The organism is Micromonospora sp. H61, from assembly GCF_018070325.1.
In the GTDB taxonomy this organism is placed as follows: domain Bacteria; phylum Actinomycetota; class Actinomycetes; order Mycobacteriales; family Micromonosporaceae; genus Micromonospora; species Micromonospora salmantinae.
In genome coordinates, this window is record NZ_JAGPXY010000007.1 from 43,222 (window position 1) to 63,497 (window position 20,276).

21 protein-coding genes are annotated in these 20,276 nt (G+C 69.8%); 10 read left to right on the plus strand and 11 right to left on the minus strand.

The features are described from left to right. Nucleotides 1-55 precede the first annotated feature (55 nt). Entirely contained in the window at nt 56-439 is a 384-nt protein-coding gene (locus KBX08_RS06100) for a hypothetical protein (protein ID WP_210781603.1), read from the minus strand. A 406-nt stretch (nt 440-845) separates the two neighbouring features. On the opposite strand from KBX08_RS06100, the gene KBX08_RS06105 reads away from it, so the two are divergent. Next, complete coding sequence (locus KBX08_RS06105) at nt 846-1,280, plus strand: DUF6223 family protein (RefSeq protein ID WP_210781604.1); 435 nt, start codon at nt 846-848, stop codon at nt 1,278-1,280. Nucleotides 1,281-1,379: 99 nt separating this feature from the next. On the opposite strand, the gene KBX08_RS06110 is transcribed toward KBX08_RS06105, so the two are convergent. The 4 genes from KBX08_RS06110 to KBX08_RS06125 all read right to left on the minus strand — a co-directional run bounded on the left by KBX08_RS06110 (nt 1,380) and on the right by KBX08_RS06125 (nt 5,841). After that, on the minus strand, nt 1,380-2,042 hold the full coding sequence (locus KBX08_RS06110) for a response regulator transcription factor (RefSeq protein WP_210781605.1): 663 nt from the start codon (nt 2,040-2,042) through the stop codon (nt 1,380-1,382). Further along, nucleotides 2,039-3,178: a sensor histidine kinase gene (locus KBX08_RS06115; RefSeq protein WP_210781606.1), complete on the minus strand. Its 1,140-nt coding sequence runs from the start codon at nt 3,176-3,178 to the stop codon at nt 2,039-2,041. Before KBX08_RS06115 ends, KBX08_RS06110 begins: the two co-directional genes overlap by 4 nt. Before the next feature lie 53 nt (nt 3,179-3,231). Next, nucleotides 3,232-5,100 carry an ABC transporter ATP-binding protein gene (locus KBX08_RS06120; protein WP_210781664.1) on the minus strand — a complete coding sequence of 623 codons (1,869 nt, stop codon included), beginning with the start codon at nt 5,098-5,100 and terminating at the stop codon, nt 3,232-3,234. 249 nt (nt 5,101-5,349) lie between these two features. Continuing rightward, nucleotides 5,350-5,841, minus strand: a complete 492-nt coding sequence (locus tag KBX08_RS06125; protein WP_210781607.1) for a MarR family winged helix-turn-helix transcriptional regulator — start codon at nt 5,839-5,841, stop codon at nt 5,350-5,352. Between the two features lie 109 nt (nt 5,842-5,950). Between KBX08_RS06125 and KBX08_RS06130 the strand changes: the two genes are divergently transcribed. From KBX08_RS06130 to KBX08_RS06140, 3 genes are read left to right on the plus strand one after another with little or no spacing between them, the layout of a single operon-like run. Then, on the plus strand, nt 5,951-7,000 hold the full coding sequence (locus KBX08_RS06130; RefSeq protein WP_210781608.1) for an LLM class flavin-dependent oxidoreductase: 1,050 nt from the start codon (nt 5,951-5,953) through the stop codon (nt 6,998-7,000). Further along, the gene (locus tag KBX08_RS06135; protein ID WP_210781609.1) at nt 6,993-8,021 is read left to right on the plus strand and encodes an LLM class flavin-dependent oxidoreductase; all 1,029 of its coding nucleotides are present in this window, start codon (nt 6,993-6,995) and stop codon (nt 8,019-8,021) included. The genes KBX08_RS06130 and KBX08_RS06135 overlap by 8 nt, the downstream gene beginning before the upstream one ends. A gap of 27 nt (nt 8,022-8,048) precedes the next feature. Continuing rightward, the gene (locus KBX08_RS06140; protein ID WP_210781610.1) at nt 8,049-8,750 is read left to right on the plus strand and encodes an NADPH-dependent F420 reductase; all 702 of its coding nucleotides are present in this window, start codon (nt 8,049-8,051) and stop codon (nt 8,748-8,750) included. Nucleotides 8,751-8,845: 95 nt separating this feature from the next. Here the strand turns inward: KBX08_RS06140 and KBX08_RS06145 are convergent, their stop codons facing one another. The 3 genes from KBX08_RS06145 to KBX08_RS06155 form a co-directional block, all read right to left on the minus strand. Beyond that, entirely contained in the window at nt 8,846-9,277 is a 432-nt protein-coding gene (locus KBX08_RS06145) for a hypothetical protein (RefSeq protein ID WP_210781611.1), read from the minus strand. 155 nt (nt 9,278-9,432) lie between these two features. Continuing rightward, entirely contained in the window at nt 9,433-10,155 is a 723-nt protein-coding gene (locus KBX08_RS06150) for a tetratricopeptide repeat protein (protein WP_210781612.1), read from the minus strand. A gap of 44 nt (nt 10,156-10,199) precedes the next feature. After that, nucleotides 10,200-10,961: a GNAT family N-acetyltransferase gene (locus tag KBX08_RS06155; RefSeq protein WP_210781613.1), complete on the minus strand. Its 762-nt coding sequence runs from the start codon at nt 10,959-10,961 to the stop codon at nt 10,200-10,202. A 209-nt stretch (nt 10,962-11,170) separates the two neighbouring features. Between KBX08_RS06155 and KBX08_RS06160 the strand changes: the two genes are divergently transcribed. The 5 genes from KBX08_RS06160 (at nt 11,171) to KBX08_RS06180 (ending at nt 15,008) form a co-directional block, all read left to right on the plus strand. After that, the gene (locus tag KBX08_RS06160; RefSeq protein WP_210781614.1) at nt 11,171-11,617 is read left to right on the plus strand and encodes an iron chaperone; all 447 of its coding nucleotides are present in this window, start codon (nt 11,171-11,173) and stop codon (nt 11,615-11,617) included. A 117-nt stretch (nt 11,618-11,734) separates the two neighbouring features. Beyond that, nucleotides 11,735-12,250 (plus strand): hypothetical protein, encoded by a 516-nt coding sequence (locus tag KBX08_RS06165; protein WP_210781615.1) that lies wholly within the window; start codon nt 11,735-11,737, stop codon nt 12,248-12,250. Nucleotides 12,251-12,320: 70 nt separating this feature from the next. Beyond that, nucleotides 12,321-13,133, plus strand: coding sequence for an inositol monophosphatase family protein (locus KBX08_RS06170; RefSeq protein ID WP_210781616.1), 813 nt, complete (start codon nt 12,321-12,323; stop codon nt 13,131-13,133). Between the two features lie 98 nt (nt 13,134-13,231). Beyond that, complete coding sequence (gene sodN / locus KBX08_RS06175; protein WP_210781617.1) at nt 13,232-13,636, plus strand: superoxide dismutase, Ni; 405 nt, start codon at nt 13,232-13,234, stop codon at nt 13,634-13,636. A gap of 94 nt (nt 13,637-13,730) precedes the next feature. Next, the gene (locus KBX08_RS06180) at nt 13,731-15,008 is read left to right on the plus strand and encodes a radical SAM protein (protein ID WP_247668956.1); all 1,278 of its coding nucleotides are present in this window, start codon (nt 13,731-13,733) and stop codon (nt 15,006-15,008) included. 138 nt (nt 15,009-15,146) lie between these two features. Here the strand turns inward: KBX08_RS06180 and KBX08_RS06185 are convergent, their stop codons facing one another. Then, on the minus strand, nt 15,147-16,697 hold the full coding sequence (locus KBX08_RS06185) for a polysaccharide lyase family 1 protein (protein WP_210781619.1): 1,551 nt from the start codon (nt 16,695-16,697) through the stop codon (nt 15,147-15,149). A 415-nt stretch (nt 16,698-17,112) separates the two neighbouring features. Here KBX08_RS06185 and KBX08_RS06190 point away from each other — a divergent pair, with 415 nt between their 5' ends. Further along, nucleotides 17,113-18,426 (plus strand): hypothetical protein, encoded by a 1,314-nt coding sequence (locus tag KBX08_RS06190; RefSeq protein ID WP_210781620.1) that lies wholly within the window; start codon nt 17,113-17,115, stop codon nt 18,424-18,426. Nucleotides 18,427-18,487: 61 nt separating this feature from the next. On the opposite strand, the gene KBX08_RS06195 is transcribed toward KBX08_RS06190, so the two are convergent. Both KBX08_RS06195 and KBX08_RS06200 read right to left on the minus strand, forming a co-directional pair. Continuing rightward, nucleotides 18,488-19,567: a WxL protein peptidoglycan domain-containing protein gene (locus KBX08_RS06195; protein ID WP_210781621.1), complete on the minus strand. Its 1,080-nt coding sequence runs from the start codon at nt 19,565-19,567 to the stop codon at nt 18,488-18,490. Between the two features lie 59 nt (nt 19,568-19,626). After that, nucleotides 19,627-20,259 carry a hypothetical protein gene (locus KBX08_RS06200; RefSeq protein ID WP_210781622.1) on the minus strand — a complete coding sequence of 211 codons (633 nt, stop codon included), beginning with the start codon at nt 20,257-20,259 and terminating at the stop codon, nt 19,627-19,629. Nucleotides 20,260-20,276 lie beyond the last annotated feature (17 nt).

The following is a 20,276-nucleotide window of genomic DNA, read 5'->3' on the forward strand; positions in this document are numbered from 1 at the left end:
AACTCGCGGCTTCCGCACCATCGGCTCCGTCTGGTTACCCGGCTGCCACGCGGGCTCAACTGCCGAACGCGAGGTAGAGACCCAGGCCGAAGTTCACCACCAGGACGATCGCGCCGACGACGGCGAACCAGCGCTGCCAAGCCGTCCACCGGACCGTCCGCTGGGACTCGACGATGCCCGCCTCCTCCACCCGCACCGCGGCGATCCTGTCCCGCTCACTGGCGTCACGGCGGCCCGCTGCCACGTCGGCGCTGAACAGGGTGACGTTGCCGCGGAGTTCCTCGGTGAGAGACCGGAGCGCCTGCGTCATCGAGTCGATCGAACCGTTGATCCTGCGCAGGTGCTCATCGTGCCCCTGTAGACGTTGCTCGATCCGGCCCGCGTCGAGACCGCGGGCGTAGGCGGCCGCCAACTCCTCCGCGTTGTCCGGGCCCGTCATCGTGGGTCCGTCGGCACCGACGACGCTGCTCCTGGCCCGCACTCGGGCGGGACCGCCGTAGCCGTCCGGCGCAAGGGCCGCCGCTGAGGCGTGGTGCTCGTGAGACGCATCCGCCACCTCCTACTGACCCCGCACCACCTGGTCCGGGTATCAGTCGTACCACTCCCAGGCCCCGAACGCCACTGCTCGGATCCGACAAAACCGCAGGTCAAGGACGTGTTCATGGCCAGCACGCGCGTAAATAACAGGTGCCTGACGGCGGCCTGGAGACAACTGCGGCGGTACGACGTCCCGAGGGCGTACATCCCGGGTGGTAGGCCCATCGGCAACTCCGGCATGACGACTCACCAGCGGTTTGCTTCCTAGGCTGCCACCCGTACCCGTCACGAGACCGAGGAGATCCACGATGTCCGTTCGTCACCTGCTTGCCACCGCCGTAGCCGCCCCGCTCGGAGGGATCGAGCTAGCCGCACCGGCAGCGGCGCACGTCGCGGCCCAGCCAACCGCCGCCGCTGCTCTCTCCATGAGTTCCGGACGTCTCGGCGCCAGCGCGGCCGCCCTGCTGGGGCTGGTCGGCGCCATCATCGGAGGACTGGCCCTGGCCCGCCCCGCCAGTCGACTCGGCACCGGCTCGGGAAGCCGCGGAGCCGTCCTGGCCCTGGCGACAGGGCTGATCGGCATGGCGCTCGGCGGGCTGGTGGTGACCACCTCCGACAGTGGCATCGGCACGGGCAACGGGCGAGGCGGGGCCTACGTGGCGCTGGCGGTCGGACTGGCCGGCGTGGTGCTCGGCGGGCTGGCCCTTCTTCGCGCGCGCCGCACCGGCCACCTGGCGGGCTGACCGCGGCCGGTTCCGGCGCGGGGCCCGCCTGGCTGATCTCGTTCCATCCGAAGGCTGCCCCGCCGGCGGTCGTTCCGGCCGACCAGCCGACGGTGGTGGTCAGGAGCGAGCGAGCCAACCAGGCACTGTCAGACCGGACTCGTAGGCGAGGATCACCAACTGGGCTCGGTCCCGGGCATGGGCCTTGGTCATGATCCGGCTGACATGCGTCTTGGCGGTCGCCGGGCTCAGCACCAACCGCGCCGCTATCTCGTCGTTGGAGAGGCCGGCGGCGACCAGCGTCAGCACTTCACGCTCCCGCTCGGTGAGCAGGCTCAGTCGCGGCCCGGGGTCGGGATGCTTGGCCCGGGCCGCGAACTCGGCGATCAACCGCCGGGTGATCGACGGTGCGATAAGCGCGTCACCCCGGGCCACCACCCGCACCCCGTGGATCAACTCCGCTGGCTCGGTGTCCTTGACCAGGAATCCGCTGGCACCGGCCCGCAGCGCGTCGTAGACGTAATCGTCCAGGTCGAAGGTGGTCAGAATGATGACGCGAGCGTCGGAGCTGGCGACGATCTCACCAGTGGCGGCCAGGCCGTCGAGCCCGGGCATCCGGATGTCCATGAGGACGACATCGGGTCGCAGTTGCCGGGCCAGCCGCACCGCCTCGAATCCATCGGCAGCCTCGCCGACCACCTCGAGACCGTCCTCACCGTCGAGAATGGACCGGAAGCCGGCCCGTACGAGGGTCTGGTCGTCGACGAGGAGTAGCCGGATCACGCCTGCTCCCCCACCGGTGCCGGGTCGGCTCGCATCGGCAGACGGGCACAGACCCGGAAGCCTCCGTCCGGCCGCGCGCCGGTGGTCAACGAACCGCCGAGTGCCCGCGCCCGCTCCCGCATTCCGAGGATCCCGCTGCCCGGCGAACCCGGCTGGGCGATGCCGTCGTCGTCGACCTCCACGAGCACGTCGTCGTGATCGGGCCGGACCCGGACCACAGCGGTGGTGGCACGCGCGTGACGCGCCACGTTGGTGAGCGCCTCCTGGACGATCCGATACACCGCCAGATCGACCTCCGGCGGTAGCGACCGCGTCTCGGCCAGCTCGGTGCGGATCTCCAACTCCGGCCGGGCGGCCGTCCTGATCAGATCGCCGAGGCGATGCAGGCCGGGTGCCGGCACGACCGCCGGCCCAGCTTCCTGCCGCAGTGCCCCCAGCGTCGCTCGCAACTCACTCAACGTCTCCTTGCTGGTCTGTTTGATCGCGGTGAGGGCCTGCTCGGACCGGACCGGGTCGGGTCGGTGCAACGCCGCGCTGGCCTGCACGTTGATCAACGACAGGTGGTGGCCGAGCACGTCGTGCAACTCCCGGGCAATGCGCAGCCGCTCCTCGGTGGCCCGTCGCCGGGACTCCTCCTCCATCCGCTGCTCGGCGACGACAGCTCGGGCCTGTGCCTCGGCGAGGTAGGCGCGGCGGTTGCGGGTCACGCCGACGATGACCGCGACGAGCCAACCGGTGTGCAGCAGCGTCGCCCCGTTCATGGTGTTCGGGGACCGGTTGTAGCTGTCCGCCACGGCGAAGGCGACCACCGAGGCGAGACCGAGCCCGACGGCGACCGCGAGGTACCCCTCGTCGACAACTGTGTAGAGCGCCACGACGAAGACCAACATGATCGGGCCGGGCCGGTGCAGCAACGCCCCGTACGCGCCGATGGCAGCCAGCGCCACGACGCCCACCGGCACCGGGTGACGCCGGCGGACGTACAGCGCGCCGGTCGAGAGCAGCACCGCCAGCAGCGCCGCCCATTCGGCGGCGGTGTCGATGCCGCGCGACTGGACCACCAGGCCCATGACAGCGACCAGACCCACGGCGGGCACCAGGGCCACGTCCGCCGTCCGGCCCCGCCACCCCGACATGGACCGAAGCCTAGCCTCCCGCGATCCAGCGGGAGAAGGTCCGACTGGACCGTTCAGGTGTGCTGGTTGCCCTCGGCCAGGTTCGCGTCGTAGCCGGCGGCCTGGAGGGCGAACAGTTCGGCGTACCGGCCGCCGGTGGCGACGAGGTCGGCGTGTGTGCCGGCCTCGACGAGCCGGCCGTGGTGCAGGACGAAGATCCGGTCGGCGTGCCGGACGTTCGCGAGCCGGTGCGTGATGAGGATCGTGGTGGCGCGACCTCGCCGGTCCCGGATGGTCTGGAACAGGGCGTCCTCGGCGCGGGGGTCGAGCGCCGAGGACGGCTCATCCATGATCAGCAGTTCGGCGTCGCGCAGAAACCCGCGAGCCGCGGTGATGCGCTGCCACTGCCCACCGGAGAGGTCCTGGCCTCGCGCGAAGGTCCGGTCGAGCAGTGTCTCGTACCCGTGCGGAAGTTCGTTGATCATGTCGTGGGCGACGGCGCGGCCGGCGGCGGCCTCGATGCGATCCTGCTGGGCCTCGCTGTCGACGTCGCCGATGGCGATGTTCGTGGCCGCGGTGAACGGCCACTTGTGGTATTCCTGCGTCACCACCGCGATCCGGGCACGCAGCCCGCCGACGTTCCAGTCCGACAACGGGCGGCCGTTCCACTCGATGCTGCCCTCGGTGGGGGCGCGAAGGCCGGCGATCATCGCGGCGAGGGTCGTCTTGCCCGAGCCGTTCTCCCCGACGAACGCGACAGTCTGCCCGGCGGTGATCGTCAACGTGACGCCGTCGACTGCGGAGTCGTCCCGATCGGGGTAACGCAGGCTCACCTCGTTGACTGTCAACTCCCGCAGCCGATCAGGAGCGGCCTCGGCAACGGGTCCGGTGCTGGTCGGTAGGTAGGCGTCAGCGCGGGTCATGAAACCGGTGTAGTCGCCGAAGTGCTGCCCCTCGGTGTAGACGTGGTCGACCTGGAAGGTGGCGATGGCCAGGGACCGCTGCGCGGACTGCACGGCGATGACGCAGGTCGCCGCGGCGGCGAGCGGGATCTGCCCGTCGAGGAGCAGCAGGCCGAGCAGGGCGTAGACGGTGCCGGTCGCCAGACCGCCGACAATGGCTCCGACAGTGGTGGTAGTGGTGACCCGCCGGGCGAGGGCGAGTTGGATGTCGGTCTCCACCTGCATCACCCTGTCGTACTGGTCGAGCAGGAACCGGCGCAGCCCGTAGGAGCGCAACTCCGGGGCCGAGGCACGTTCGGCCATCAGCTTGTGCAGCAGCCACAGTCGACGTCGGCGCACCGACCCGGCGTTGTACGTCTGGTAGCGCAGATGCCCGGCCCGCAACGACGCCCACGCGTTGGGCACCGTGGCGACCAGCAGCGCCAGCAACAGCAGCGGATGGATGATGACGACGGCGGCCGCCACGGCGAGCAGCCCGGCCAGCCCGGCGAGCAGGTTCATCGACGCCTGCACCAGCCCGATCGTCGATTCGGTGCCTCGGGAGGCGCGTTCCATGTCATCGGCGAACGCGTCGGCGTCGAACGCCTCCAACCGGACCGCTGTGGACACCTCGAACAGGCCCCGCTCCACCTCACGACTCACCCGAGGCGTCAAGCCGTTCTGCGCGTACCCGGTGGCGATGCCCATCCCGGCGCGGAGCGCGACCGTCGCCGCCAGCACGGCCAGCGCGGGCAGCGCCGCCCGCACCTTGTCCGCGGTCGGTCCGCCGGCGAACAGTTCCACCAACACCCGCTGGGTGGCCAACAGGCCGAAGGCGGCCATCACCCCCGCGCCGACAGTGGCCGCGGCCACCACACCGGTACGGAGCCGGTCCGCGCGCCAACTGATCCCGACGGCTGTCCAGACGAGCCTGGGCAGCTCCGCGAAGACGGCGAAGACGCCGGCCTCCGCGCGCGCCCGCACCCCCGTCTCCCACCACATCTCCCGCAACTCCGGCAGCACCGACTCCGTGCGCCCACTGTGGGGCTTGCCGGGATTGAAGCGGTGGGCCTCTGCGGTGGCGGTCTCGCTCATGGACGTACCTCCGGGCGGCGCAGCCGTCGCCATTCCCCGCCGGGCTGGCGGAGTGGCGGCTTTCTGGAGGATTGGACCACCCGAACATAGCTCTCGGCAATCGCCCGAACACTCGCCGCTACGGATGCGATGGTGCCGGGAAAGCGTGGCAGCGCGTCACTGCGTACGCGGATCGTCGAGGCGCGCTTTCAGCGCCGTGGCGATCTCGCCCGCAGCGACGATCTGCTCCGGCGTGAGGGCGTCGACGAAGAGCTCCCGGATGGCGCGCAGGTGGGGAAAGGTGGCTCCCCTGAACGCCTCGGCGCCGGCCGTCGTGAGCAGCACCTCCGCACCGCGGGGAACCGTGGCGCACTCCTGGCGGCGGATGAGGCCGCGCCGCTCCATCCGCCCGAGATGGTGGGAGAGCCGGCTCCGCTCCCACCCGATGTGCGAGGCGAGTTCGGACGACCGCATCGCCTCGCCCTCCGCCTCGCTGAGAGCGAGGAGCACCGCGTAGTCCCCGCTCGAGAGCGAGGAGTCGCCCTGTAGGCGGGACTCGAGCCGGGAGCCGAGCGCCGCCGTCGTCTCGATGAAGTTCCGCCAGATCCGCAGTTCGTCGGCGGTCGGGAGCTGGCGTCCGCCCCGCCGGCCGGGTGTGGTCTCCGTCATCTCACCCTCCCGGGAATTGACGTGTCAATCGCCAAGTTAGCATCATTGACACGTCAACCGGTAGGTCCGCTTCCGCAGGCCGTCGGCGGATTGCACCGAGGAGGAGACCATGGCAGCTGCAGACTTCGAGCTGGGGCTCAACTCGTTCGGGGAGGTGGCCACCGACGGCGACCGGGTCCTGAGCGACGCCGAGACCGTACGGCTACTCGTGGACGAGGCACGGCTCGCCGAGTCGGCCGGACTCGACGTGTTCAGCGTCGGCGAGCACTACCGCGAGGGCCACAACGACTCGGCGACACCGGTGCTGCTGGCCGCGGTCGCGACGGCCACCGAGCGAATTCGCCTCGGCACCTCGGTCACAGTGCTCAGCACCAACGACCCGGTACGGCTCTACCACGAGTTCTCCACCCTCGACGCCGTCTCCGACGGCCGCGCCCAGATCGTCCTCGGGCGCGCATCCGCGACCGAGTCGTTTCCGCTGTTCGGGTACGACCTGGCCGACTACGAGCGGTTGTTCGAGGAGAAGCTGGACCTCTTCCTGCGACTTCAGCAGGACGAACCGGTCACCTGGTCCGGCACTGTACGAAGCCCACTGACCGGGCAGCGGCTGCACCCACTGATGCAGCCGGGCGGCATCCCGACCTGGATCGGTGTCGGGGGAAGCCCGAACTCGGTCATCCGCGCCGCCCGGCACGGACTTCCGCTCATGCTCGCGATCATCGGCGGGCGCCCCCAGCGCTTCGCCGGCCACGTCGACCTCTACACCAGGGCGCTCGAACAATTCGGGCATACCCTGCAGCCAATCGGGCAGCACTCACTCGGCCTTGTCGCAGACACCGACGAGGAGGCGGTGGAGACGTGGTGGCGATACTGGCAGCCGGTCGTGGCGGCCCTGGCCGCCGAACGCGGCTTCTACAAACCGGACCGCGCGCGCTACGAGGCCGAAATCGACCACGGCGCGCTCTTCGTCGGTTCACCCGAGACAGTGGCGCAGAAGATCGCCACTGTCGCTCGGGACCTGCGACTGAGCCGCTTCGACCTGAAGTACGACATCATGCACCTGCCCCGCGAGGCACGCGCGCGCACCATCCAACTGCTGGGCAGTGAGGTCGCGCCACGGGTCCGGGAGCTGCTGGCTAAGGAGCCCAACCATGTCTGATCTGCTGTTCGGCCTGGACACGTTCGGCGACATACCGCAGGACGACGCCGGCAAACTCGTCTCCCACGCGGCGGCGATCCGGCAGGTCGTCGACGAGGCAGTCCTCGCCGACCAACTCGGGGTCGACGTCATCGCGCTGGGCGAGCACCACCGGCCGGAGTACTCGGTCTCCACACCGGAGACGGTGCTGGCCGGAATCGCCACCCGCACCTCGCGGATCCGGTTGGCCTCCGGCGTGACCGTGCTGAGTTCGGACGACCCGGTACGGGTGTTCCAGCGCTTCGCCACAGTGGACGCGCTGTCGAACGGTCGAGCCGAGGTCATCCTCGGTCGCGGCTCGTTCACCGAGTCGTTCCCGCTCTTCGGTTACGACCTGCGCGACTACGACACGCTGTTCGAGGAGAAGATCGAACTGTTCGTCAAGTTGCTGGACGAGAAGCCGGTCACCTGGAGCGGCACCCTGCGTGCCCCACTGGAGAACGCCGACGTGTTCCCGAAGACCGAATCGGGTCACCTGGACACCTGGGTCGGCGTGGGTGGCTCGCCGCAGTCGGTCGTCCGCACCGCCCGGTACGGGCTGCCACTCATGCTCGCCATCATCGGCGGGGCCCCCGAGCGCTTCGCGCCCTACATCGACCTGTACCGCCGGGCCGCCGACCAGCTCGGTACGACCGCGCACCCGGTCGGCATGCACTCGCCGGGCTTCATCGCCGACACCGACGAGCAGGCCAAGGAGATCTACTGGCCGCACTATCGGATCATGCGAGACCGGATCGGCAAACTGCGGGGCTGGCCCCCGATCCGCCGTCAGGAGTTCGACTCCGAGGTGGAGAACGGCTCCCTCTACATCGGCTCACCGGAGACGGTGGCCCGCCGGATGGCCCGTGCGATCCGCAGCCTCGGTGTCGGCCGGTTCGACCTCATCTACTCGGCCGGAGCGCAACCGGCCAGCGCCCGGATGCGCGCCGTGGAACTCTACGGCTCGAAGGTGATCCCCATGGTCCGCGAACTGCTGGCCTGAACAGCACTTCCCGAGCGAGAGGACGACATGAACGACAACGACCGGAGCCGGCCTGCGACCCTCGGCATCCTCGGCGCCGGCAAGGTGGGCACGGTGCTCGCCCGGCTCGCCGTCGCCGCCGGCTACCGGGTACGGGTGGCCGGCTCCGGCGACCCGACGAAGATCGCCCTCACCGTCGAGGTCCTCGCCCCGGGGGCCGAGGCCACCACGGCGGTCGACGCGGCGGCCGACGCCGACGTCGTCATCCTCGCCCTGCCCCTGGGCAAGTACCGCAGCGTTCCCGCCGAGGCGCTGCGCGGCAAGCTCGTCGTCGACGCCATGAACTACTGGTGGGAGATCGACGGCATCCGCGACGACCTCACCAACCCGCGTACCTCGTCCAGCGAGACCGTCCAGGCGTTCCTGTCCGGCTCACGCGTCGTGAAGGCGTTCAACCACATGGGCTATCACGACCTGGAGGACGAGGCCCGGCCGGCAGGGGCGACCGGCCGCAAGGCCATCGCGATCGCCGGCGACGACAACGCCGACCTCACCGAGATCGCGGCCCTGGTGGACGCGCTCGGCTTCGATCCGATCGTGGCCGGCCCGCTGGCCGAGGGGGTACGACTAGAACCGGGCAGCGAGTTGTTCGGCGCCAACGTGAGCGCCGACGAGGTACGCGCCATGCTCGACCGCTTCGGAGAGTCGGAGCGGGGACGGACCATCACCGCTGCCCGCACGGCGTCGTAGACATCGCCTGCGGCCGCTCAGGGGTCAGAGACGATCGGGTCGGAGGGATCCGGAAGGCGGCCCTCCGACCCGATCATCGTCATCGCCCTCCGGCACTAGTTGTTGTTACGCCACCAGGGCGACCATCCCGAACAGCCCCAGGCGCCACACGCCCGGAACCGCACGCGGCTGCCCTCATCGTTGTAGCGGTGAGTCGTGCCGTCCTCGTAGAAGTCGTAGTTGCACACTCCCCATTCACCCTCGCCTTCGAGGTTCTGGCAGTCGCCGCTGCGGTAGTTGTGCCAGGTTCCGCCGTAGTAGAGCTGGTTCTCCCAGATCCCGATGGCCGCGTAGGGCGTGTCGCGGTCGTAGACCCAGATCTGGTCACCGTAGGCCCGGAAGCAGGCTTGGGCCGGCGACGACGAGCCGGCGGAGGGGGCCGGTGCGTCGACGCAGTCCACGACGTCGGGCGGCCAGCCGGCCGGCGTCGCGATGGTCGCCGCCGCCGGCGCGCCGGCGAGCAGGACGAAGAGGGCCGCCAGGGCCACGATGAAAGCTGGGCGCGTTGCTCTCTTGACTGACATGAGGCGAACCAATCATCGCCATTCACGGCCAACAAGACATCAGGGTGTTCGGAACGGTACGGACCCGTCCCGAACGCGGGAGGACCGCTGTCGAACGGGGAGGCGACAGTCTCTTTGGGTCAGGCGACGCCGAACGCCGCCCGCGGTTCGAGGTGCTGGCCAACGGCGTACTGCTCGTCGAAGTCGGTCGGGCCGAGCGCCTCGGTCGCGGCGGCGCGCATCCGGGCGAGGTCCGCGGCGTCGTCCGGGTCCGGCACCTGGCCGAGCGCCGCGAACGCGGCGTCCGCGACACCGATCATCCGCGCCGCGCGGGAGTGGTTCCCCTCGGCGGTCGCGAGCGCGGCGCCGGCAACGCAGACGTACGGCACGAAGTCCGTCCAACCGTTGTGGAACACCCGCTGGCGGTTCTCGGCGAACAGCGTTCGGGCCACGTCCAGGTTGCCCAGCCCCAGCTCGCAGAACGCGAGGTTGTGATATTCGGAGTTGACCGTCTTGGGTTGGCCGAGCGCCTCGTTGAGCGCGATGCTCTCCCGGTACAGGTCCCGAGCGCGGAGCAGGTCACCGGACATCCTCGCGACGCCGGCCAGCACGTGCCTCGGTCGTTCCTCCAGGGCCCGGTCGCCGGAGCGCAGCGCCACCGCGAGAGCCTCCCGGGCCCGCGCCTCTCCGCCCGTCAGGTCACCGCCGCGAATGGCGACCCGGGCGAGGCTGTACCGAGCCTCCACCTCGCCCGCCAGGTCACCGGCCGCCTGGGCCCGCTCGATTTCGGCCTCGCTCATCCGCACCACGGCGTCGGTCTCGCCTCGGCGAAACGCCGAGCGCACGCTCTCGCTGAAGGTCATGACCCTCTCCCCCATACCTGACACCGCCCGGTCGACATCGTCCGTCACCGCGCGTGGAACATGGTCCAGGTCTCCACGAGCGTGAAGCCCATCGACTCGTAGAGCGGCCTACCCATCACGCTGGTGTGCAGGTAGGCAGCGTCCGCGCCGGCCGCGATGCCGTCCCGCAGAACCGTTTCGGTGATCACCCGGCCCAGGCCACGACCCCGGGCGGACGGAACGACCGCGATGTTGAACACGCCGACCACCCCGGAGGTCAGCATCCCGAGCCCGGTGCCGACGGGCTGGCCGGACTCCTCGGCCAGGTAGCCGGTGATGGAGTCGGCGTCGAGCACCGCACCACCCATCAGCGATCCGAAGAGGCCCTCGGGAACCTCGAAGCTCCGGGTGAGGGCGTCGGTGTAGAGGTCGTTCTCGGCGGCGCCTACCTGACGCACCGAGGGGCGCTCCGCCGAGCCGGCACGGAAGGTGAGGTCGTCCGACGCGCAGGCCAGCAGGGGCAGCTCACTGCGTTCGAGGAGGCCGTGCCGGGCCGCGAGGTCAGCGACCTGGTCGTCCGCCTCGCCCCGAACGATGATCGACCACTGCGCGGCCTGCCTGCCGACCTCGGTCGCCATCTCGTCGAGCGACCCGAGGTCGGGCTCGGTGGACCTGTCGTAGGCAGCGTTGAGCGTCGCGACGCCGGCCTGCGTCACCCCCGCGCGGGCAGTGCCCCGCTCGGCGTACCCGCCCTTCGGAGTCACCCTGCACAGCGTCTCGAAGGCGTCGAAGTACGCCGCCGCCATCCGATCGGCGGTGATGTTCATGGTGGGACTCCCTAGACCGGTCGTTCTGCTTCGGTCGACAACCTAGCCACCGATCACGCTGACCAGCAAATCACGGGCACGATGACCGCCACCTGCGGAACGGCTTCGAACCGATCAGGAATCGAGAAGCCCCGGGAACTTCGGGCGGCCTAGCCTTTCCCCAGGTGAACGGCAGCATGCCGACCTGGACGACGAGAGGGAGCCCGAGAATGTCCGCGAAGACCACTACCGTGTCCGACGGCTTCAGCCCCGAGGAGCGGGCCGCGATGAAGGAGCGCGCCGACGAGCTGCGCGCCGAGGGCAAGAAGGGCGCCAAGAAGGCGGACGGGCTGCAAGCGGTCCTCGACCGGATCGCGCAGATGGAACCGGAGGACCGCGCGCTCGCCGAGCGGGTGCACGTGACGGTGACCGCCGCCGCCCCGAGCCTGATGCCGAAGACCTGGTACGGGATGCCCGCCTACGCGAACGAGGACGGCAAGATCGTCGTCTTCTTCCAGGACTCCGGCAAGTTCAACTACCGGTACTCGACTGTGGGCTTCCAGGACTCGGCCAACCTCGACGACGGGGATCTCTGGCCGGTGGCGTACGCGTTGCAGCAGTGGAGCCCGGCCGTGGAGAAGAAGATCACCGAACTGGTGCGGACGGCGGTCTCCTGACCGATGCCCGCCCCCTCGCTGGCTCGCTCACGGTGCGATGATCGACGGCCGGAGCCGACGGAGACAGGTGGTGCGGACGATGCGGTATGGGCCGCCAGCGGTACGACGAGTCCCCCGATGACCGGCCGGGCCGGCGAGGTGTTCGACACCGGTCGGACGGTGTCCGACATCGAGTCGCTGCTCGCCGCGCACCTGCCCACGGACGGGACGCCGGTCAGCGAGGGGGACCCGGTCACCGGTGAGTGGACGGGCAGCCGAGGCGAGGGCTTTCGGATCGTTCCGCTCTGGGAGAGCGACGCCCTGACGGGTGTGTACGGTGCCGAGTGGAACCAGGCCGAAGAGGCCGCCGAGGCGAACCTGGCCCTCGTCGTGGCGGAGTTGGACCAGAGGTGGGGCGGGCACCGCTCGGTCTCCATGCGGGTGCCGCTGTTCCGGGATCAGGCCGGTGAACCCATGCCGGCGCTGTTCCAGTCGCTCTGTGACCTGGACTGCTACGGCGACCTGACCGTCTGGGGGCCGACGGTGACCGGGGGTCGGTGGGTCGCGGTCTCGGTCAACCAGTGTGACGGCGACGCTCCCATGATCATGACGGCGGTCGTCAGTCAACTACCGATCATCGAACTGTCGGACTGACCTGCCCGGTTACCCGCGGCCCGGGTGCGGGGCTGTCATCGACATTGCCCACGGCTCCTATGGTTCGGGCATGTCGATCACAGACCAGGCGTTGGCCATCGAGGCGGCGGAAGCTGGAGCCGCAGTCGTCCGCTCCCGGTACGGCTCAGCACTGACGCGCGTCATGAAGACCGGCGGTGACTTCGCCACCGCCGCCGACGTCGAGGCCGAGCGGGCCATCATCGACGTCCTGCGCGCGGCGCGGCCGGAGGACGCCGTGGTCGCCGAGGAGAGCGGGCGCACGGGTACCGGCGACAACGGGCGCACCTGGCTGGTCGACCCGCTGTGCGGAACGTTGAACTTTGCCGCGCGGACCATGCTGGCCTCGGTCAACGTCGCCCTGCGGGTCGGGTCGGACGTCACAGTGGCGGCCTCGGCGGACCCGTTCGCCGCCGAGGTGTTCTGGACCGACGGCACCGCCGCGTACGTCCGGGGCGCGGGGACGGACGAGCGACTCGTACCGTCGGCCGAGTCGACGCTTGTCGACCTCAATCTCGACCCGCCCTTTCCCAACCGGGACGTCTTCCTGGCCGCCCGCATGCTCACCGACGAGGGTTTCCTCGAACAGTTCCGGCCCCGGGTGGTCTCCACCAGCCTCGCCGTGGCCTGGGTCGCCGCCGGTCGCCGCGCCGCCTATCTGACGGACCGCCACGACCTGCGGAACAGCGTCCACTTCGCGGCCGGAATCGCGCTCTGCGAGGCGGCCGGCTGCGTGGTCACCGGGCTCGACGGTCAGCCGCTGCACACCGGTGGGGACGGTCTCGTCGTGGCCGCGGACGAGCGGACGCACGCCGCCCTGCTGACGCTCGTCCGGAAACAGGGCTCGCGATCGACCCGGCCTTGACATGAAGTGCGGTTGAGGTTCTAGCGTCCCTAGATGATCACGTCAGGGCCGCCGTGCCCTGCGTACGTCAGCTGAGCACTACCGTCGAAGGGATTCCGATGAACCTGTCCCGCCTTCTCCGCCCGGGTACGGTCGCGAGCGCGCACTGCGACCTCCCCTGTGGCGTCTACGACCCGGCGCAGGCCCGCATCGAGGCCGAGTCGATCAAGGCGATCTCCGAGAAGTACCAGGCCAGCGACGACCCGGAGTTTCGCACCCGCGCGTTGCTCATCAAGGAGCAGCGCGCCGAGCTGGTGAAGCACCACCTCTGGGTGCTGTGGACCGACTACTTCAAGCAGCCGCACTTCGAGAAGTACCCCCAGCTGCACGGCCTCTTCAACGAGGCGACGAAGCTGGCGGGTGCCGGCGGCGCGAAGGGCGCCGCGGACCCGGCGGTCGCCGAGCAGCTCCTCGGGAAGATCGAGGAGATCTCGAAGATCTTCTGGGAGACCAAGCAGGGCTGATCAACCGGCACCGGGTGGCGCGAGCCACCCGGTGCGGCGTACCACGTTCGGGAGGAACCGCATGGAGTCGCGAACCGACCTCGTCGAAGACTTGATGAGCCGTTTTCCACACGTGCCACGGGAGGCGGTCCTCAAGGAAGACCTGCTGCGGGGCGGCCTCGCCTTCGACGACGCGGCGCTGACCGACAACGAGCACGGCGACGTCAAGCCGAAGTCGTACTTCATCTTCTCCTTCGATCACCGGACGCTGCCGGAGTTGGGGACGGCCGCGCTGCGCCGACCACCGGAGGAGATCGTGCTCACCGGGGGTCCGTACGACCTGCGTCGCACCGTCGTGTCGGTCCGCACCAACCCCAGCTCGCCGTACCGCGTCAGCACCGACAGCGACGGTCGACTGCGCCTGTTCCTGGACGGACGGCCGATCGCCGATGTGGGGCTGCCCCCCATGCCGGCGTACTACCGCCACACGCTCGCCAACGGCAAGTCGGTGATGGAGGTCGCCCCGACGATCCAGTGGGGCTATCTCATCTACCTCACCGCGTTCCGGGTCTGCCAGTACTTCGGCGCCAAGGAGGAGTGCCAGTACTGCGACATCAACCACAACTGGCGGCAGCACAAGCAGGCCGGCCGGCCCTACACCGGGGTCAAGCCCGTCGACGAGGTCCTCGAGGCCCTGGAGATCATCGATCGGCACGACGTCGACCGCGCGTCGCGGGCGTACACGCTGACCGGTGGCAGCATCACCTCGCAGGTCAACGGGCTGGCCGAGGCCGACTTCTACGGGCAGTACGCGCAGGCGATCGAGGAGCGGTTTCCGGGACGGTGGATCGGCAAGGTCGTGGCCCAGGCGCTGCCCCGAGCCGATGTGCAGCGGTTCCACGACTACGGGATCCGCATCTACCACCCCAACTACGAGGTGTGGGACAAGCGGCTGTTCGAGTTGTACTGCCCGGGCAAGGAGCGGTACGTCGGTCGGGAGGAGTGGCACCGGCGCATCCTCGACTCCGCCGAGGTGTTCGGCCCGCGCAACGTGATCCCGAACTTCGTGGCGGGCGTCGAGATGGCCGCCCCGCACGGCTTCACGAGCATCGACGAGGCGATCGCTTCCACCACCGAGGGGCTTGACTACTTCATGTCCCGGGGGATCACGCCCCGGTTCACCACCTGGTGCCCGGAGCCCACCACGCCGCTGGGGCGGACGAACCCGCAGGGCGCGCCGCTCGAATACCACGTCCGTCTGCTGGAGGCCTACCGAGCGACCATGGACGCCCATGGCCTGTCCAGCCCGCCCGGCTACGGCCCCGCCGGGCCCGGGCGAGCGGTCTTCTCGGTCAGCTCCTTCATGGACACGCTGCCGTCCACTGATTCGTGACGGACGCGCTCGGCTGGCCCATGTCGATCCGCCGAGGAGCGGTATACCTCAGAGGCATATTCATACCTCTGAGGTATACCGCTTAGCACCGCGTCCGCCCCGCCGACGGCGATTGACAGCGGGCGGCCAAGCCAGGCCCTAACTGGCGTACGTCTCGAACTCACCGACCCGTGGCGTACCGCTGGAGCTGTTGATCTTGAAGTTGATCTTGCTCATCGCGGTCGCCGAGAAGGTGATCGAACCCGCCCCGCTACCGGAGGCCAGGACGGCTCCGTTGTCGTTGTTGATCAGCTGCCAGGACCCGATGGAGCCCTGGGTGCCGGACGGCTCGCGGATCACCACCCGGGACACCCGGGTCGCGGAGCCCCACTTGATCGAGATCGTGCCGGTCGACCCGGCCGGCGACCAGTAGGTGCTCAGGATGCCGTCGCGCACGTTGCCGTAGCTGGTCCCGCTGGCCTTGCTGGAGCCGTCGGCGCCGGCGCCGAGGCTGAGGTTGGTCCCGCCGGTGGGCGGAGGCGTGGTCGGCGGCGGCGTCGTGGGCGGAGGCGTGGTCGGCGGCGGGGTGGTGGGCGGCGGGGTCTGCGGCGAGCAACTGCCGTTGGACACCTTCAGGCCCGTGTTGGCACCGACCGTCTGACGGACGATGTCCGGCACACAGCTCGCCCCGTCGAGGCTGTACGAATACGGGATGTTGACAGTGGTGTTGGAGGTCGGGTTGGGGCCAGCCGGGTAGTTCTCGCTGCCGGCGCTGGACCAGGTCACGTTGTCGAAGACGTTGCCGGCGACCTGCCAGTAGCCGCGCTCGTTGGTGTAGAAGGTGCCCAGGACGTCCTTGGAGTCGCGGAAGTAGTTGTTCTCCACCTTGGCCCTGGCCCCCGCCCGGGAGTTGATCCCGGACTCGTGCAGGCTCACGTAGTGGTTGTTGTAGATGTGGGCGACCCCGCCGCGCAGCAGCGGCGTGCGGGAGTCGATGTTCTCGTAGAGGTTGTGGTGGTACGTGATGAAGCCGTTCGACAGGTCGCTCTCGCTGGACCCGACGAGGCCGCCGCGACCGGAGTTGCGCAGGACGCTGTAGGACAGCGTCACGTACTGGGTGTTGTCCTTCATGTCGAAGAGGCCGTCGTACCCCTCGGACTCTCCGCCCGAGGCCTCCAGGGTGACGTGATCGACCCAGACGTTGCGGACCGTGCTCTCCATGCCGATGGCGTCCCCGCCGTTGGAGGTGGGCGAGCCCGACTTCTTGACGTTCCGCACTGTCACGTTCTGGATGATGATGTTGCTGGAGTCGCGGATGTGGATGCCGAGCTGGTCGAAGACGGCGCTGCCGACCCCGATGATGGTGACGTTGCTGATCTGCTTGAGCTCGATCACGCCCGCGGCGGTGTTGCAGCTCGACCCCGACACCTTGCTGGTGTTGCCGTGATTGATGGTCCCGGTCACCTCGATGGTGATCGGGGTGCTGCTGCTGGTCCGACCGCACAGCGCGGCGTGAATCGCCGTGCCCGTGGTGGCCCGCACCGTCTGCCCGCCCGCGCCTCCGGTGGTCCCGCCGTTCTGGGTGGCGTAGCCGGTGGCGCTGCCGACCGCCGCCGAGGCCTGCGGGGTCGGTAGTGCCACCCCGACCGCGATCACCACGGCCACCGCGGCCAGCACCGCCTGGCGTCGCAGCACGACTGGTCGTCTCATGTCGCCTCACCTTCGCATTCGTCTCGTTCCAGGCTTCAACTCGATGGACATCGCGACCACACCCGCCGACGGACGTCATTCAGAAATTGGCGACAGTCAATCGCGAAGATTTCATCGAGGTCTCTCGCGCCCTGGTAGAAGCAGGGTTGTGTCGTGCGAGCGGAGTGCGCCCGGTGCCATCGCTCGCCCGACCGTCATATGAAACATCGATGTAACGCAATCGTAGGAAAGCGGTTTCCCTGAAGGCAATAGCTGGCGCTTGCAGGTTTGTTGCAGTGCTCGGTATTGACACCGCCGGGCCGGCCATCGATGCTCTGCTAAATCAGTTTAGCGACCGGCTCGCTCCGGCCCGTCCCACTGCCGCTCCCCGTGCGGGATCGCTGACTGAGCGCGCCACCCCCGAGAAAGGACCCGCATGAGACTGCGAAGAGGACTGATCCCACTCGCCGCCACCCTCGTCCTGGCCGGCGCCTCCGGCGCGGCGTACGGCAGCGCGAGCGACAGCCGGGGCGCCACCGACGGAATCCGCAGCATCACCCCGATCACCACCGTCTACACCTACGGCCAGAAGGTCTCCGCGGTGGCGATCGAGTACGGGGCCACTGTCAACCCGCGCACCCTCGACACCGCGACGTTCTCGGTGACGGACACCATCTACAACTTCCGCTTCAACCCCATCGAGGACCTGCCGAAGCTCGCCGACCGGACCGTCACCCACACCTACACCAACGCAACACCGGGCACCCGTGCCGACCACCGATCGGCGCCGGGCCGGTACGTCATCGTCGAACTCGACCCCGCCGACACCGGCGGCTCGACGGTCATCGTCTCCAAGTGCCCGACCTTCCTCTGCACGGTGAAGGTCAACCCCGAGCTGCCGACCCGGGTCGTGCAACGCAAGGACGTGCACGGCCAGCCCGGCCGCGGGGCCGGCAAGGGGCCGGTGCTCGCCCGGGCCACCCCGCGCGAATCCCGTCCCGTCACCGAGAAGCCGGTCAACCAACTGGTCGACGAGTTCACCTACGGCTCGTTCCTGAGTGGCGGAATGGTGCTGCCGTACCACTATCACCTGCCGAAGAACTACCAGCCGGGCCGCAAATACCCACTGATGGTCGTCCTGCCCGGTCACGGCATGGGCTGGGACGGTGACAACCTCGGCGTCCAACTCGCCGCCGACATCCCGGCGACCGCGTGGCTCCAACCGCGGTGGACCGGCACCGCCGAGGACGCCATCGTCCTGGCGCCCCAGCACCAGCGCGTCGGTGGGGTCGCCGAGGCGGACCTGCTGGTCAAGCTGCTCGACCAGTTCGTCGGCCAGTTCGCGGTGGACACCGGTCGGGTGTACGCGACCACAGTGTCGTACGGCTCCCAGCTGCTCTGGGAGGCGTTCGCCAAGCGTCCCGACCTGTTCGCCGGCGGGTTGGTGACCGGTGGCTTCCCGGTCAACGCCACCCAGGCCACCGCCATCGCGGCGGCCGAGGTGCCGGTGTGGATCACGCACGGCGAGCACGACCACCTGCTCAACGTCTCGGGCGCGCGCAACTCCACGGCGGTGCTGCGGCAGGCGTACGCCGACCGGGGCAAGACGCCGGACCAGGCCGCCAACCTGGTGCGCTACACCGAGTACGCCGACGCCGCGTTCTCGTTGCCGGACTACCACGCGGCGTTCGGACCGACCTACGAGGACGCCAGCATCCTGCGCTGGCTGCTGAGCCAGTCCAAGCCCTGAGGCCGCGGACCGGGCGACGCCTCGCCACGATCCGCCGGCGCGATTCGCTCGCGCCGACAGGTCACCGGCGGGCGTCGCCCGCGTCGGACTCGGCAGCACCGGGCGCGCCCCCGACGAGCACGGACTCCTGCCCCTCCTGCCGGCCCTCCTGCCTCGCGCGGGCCAGCAGCCCGGCCAACCGACGCCGCCGGTGCCGGGCCGCCGCCCGCAGCCCCAGGAACAGGCCGGCGAGCAGACCCAACAGTGCGAGCTGCGCCCACGGTACGACCCAGGTGGTGACGGTCGCGGAGGCCGGTCGGAGGTCGACCCCGGCCTGGCCGTCGCCGAGCAACGTGGGCGAGGTGCTGACTGTCGTGCGGAGGCGCACCAGGGCCCAGACGCCGTCGGCCCGGGTCTGCACCGTCCGAGCGCCGCCGGGCAGCAACTCCTCGACGGCGCTGGTGGCGTCGTGGCTGCTCCGGCCCAGGAGGTCGGACATCGCCACCCGACTCGTTCCGCTGACCCAGACGTTCCCGTCGTTCTCGACCGTGTAGCGGACCCGCACCGTGCCACCGGCGAAGGGGTTCCACGACGGGGAGTACGTCGCGCCGAGGCCCCGGACAGCCAGGGCGGCCTGCGCGGAGCCGTTCACCCGAAGCATCACCCGGAAGCCGACGCGGCTCTCGACGTTTACCGTGCCGCCGGTGCTGGTGACTGTCGCGGCGATGCCGGCCGGGTGGTCGCCCGGTGTGGCGCCCTGGGGCACCGTGATCGTGAACGGCACCACCCGTGTCTCGTTGGGGCCGACGGTGACCTTCTCCTGCACGTCGATCCAGGTGCCGCCGTCGACGGAGGGACGGTCGGACGACAGCATGTTGAAGCGACCCTTGTCGGTGAGGTAGCCGTCGGCGGCCTTCAGGGAGAAGGCGACGGCGGTGCGGCTGAAGTTCCGCACCGCCAGGTGTTCGGTCACCGTCTGCCCCGGGTCGAGGCTGGCGTTGATCCATCGGCGTTGGTCCGGCCCAGTCGCGGTGGCCGGTTGGACCGTCCAGGTCAGGGCCTTCGGGTCCGGTTCCGCCGCCGCCGCGCTCGGCGCGGGCGCAACCGCGAGGGACGCGACGGCGAGGACGACGAACGCGCGGCGCAGCGGGGTGACGGTCATGAGACGGCCCTTCGGCACGGGGCTGGGCGGGGGCCCGATCCGGGCCCCCGCCCAGGCGACTACTCGAACAGTGAGAGCGTGAGCGTGGAGCTGTACTCGCCGGCGGCGACCTCCGCGGGGGTCCGCAGGTAGAGGTCGGCGTTCACCGAGTACGAGTCGCTGGCGACGGCCTCGGAGTCGAAGGCCGAGACCAACAGCTCCTGGTCGACGAGGCCGACATTGTTGCCCGGCTGGGTCTCCTCGTCCAGGCTGGTCACCACCTCCTCACCCTCGGTGACCAGGCCGGTCTCCCCGCCGTCGAGCAGGCGCGGCTTCCAACCGAAGTGGTCGGCGGTGATCGACGCCTGGCCGGCGGCGCCCGCGAAGTCGGTCGCGCTGCCGAGCACCGCCCAGTTGGCGCCGTCGGGCACCTCGTCGGCGACGCGGGTGTCGGTCACCGTCACCGTCGGCAGCGTGCCGACGAACTGGCGAACCAGCAGGGTCGAGCCGTCCTCGGACAGCGCGACGGCGTCGCCGGCGATCGACAGGGCGAGCACGCCCGGTTCCCTGATCTCGTCGATGTCGACGGTGACCCGCACGCTGGCGTCGTCACCGGGCTCGGCCAGTGCGGGCGCCGGCAGCACCGCCGCCCCGGTCAGCACGGCGCCGACGACGCCGGCCGCGAGTGTCTGCCGCCGTTTGTATGTGTTCATGTGATCTCCGTTCTCCG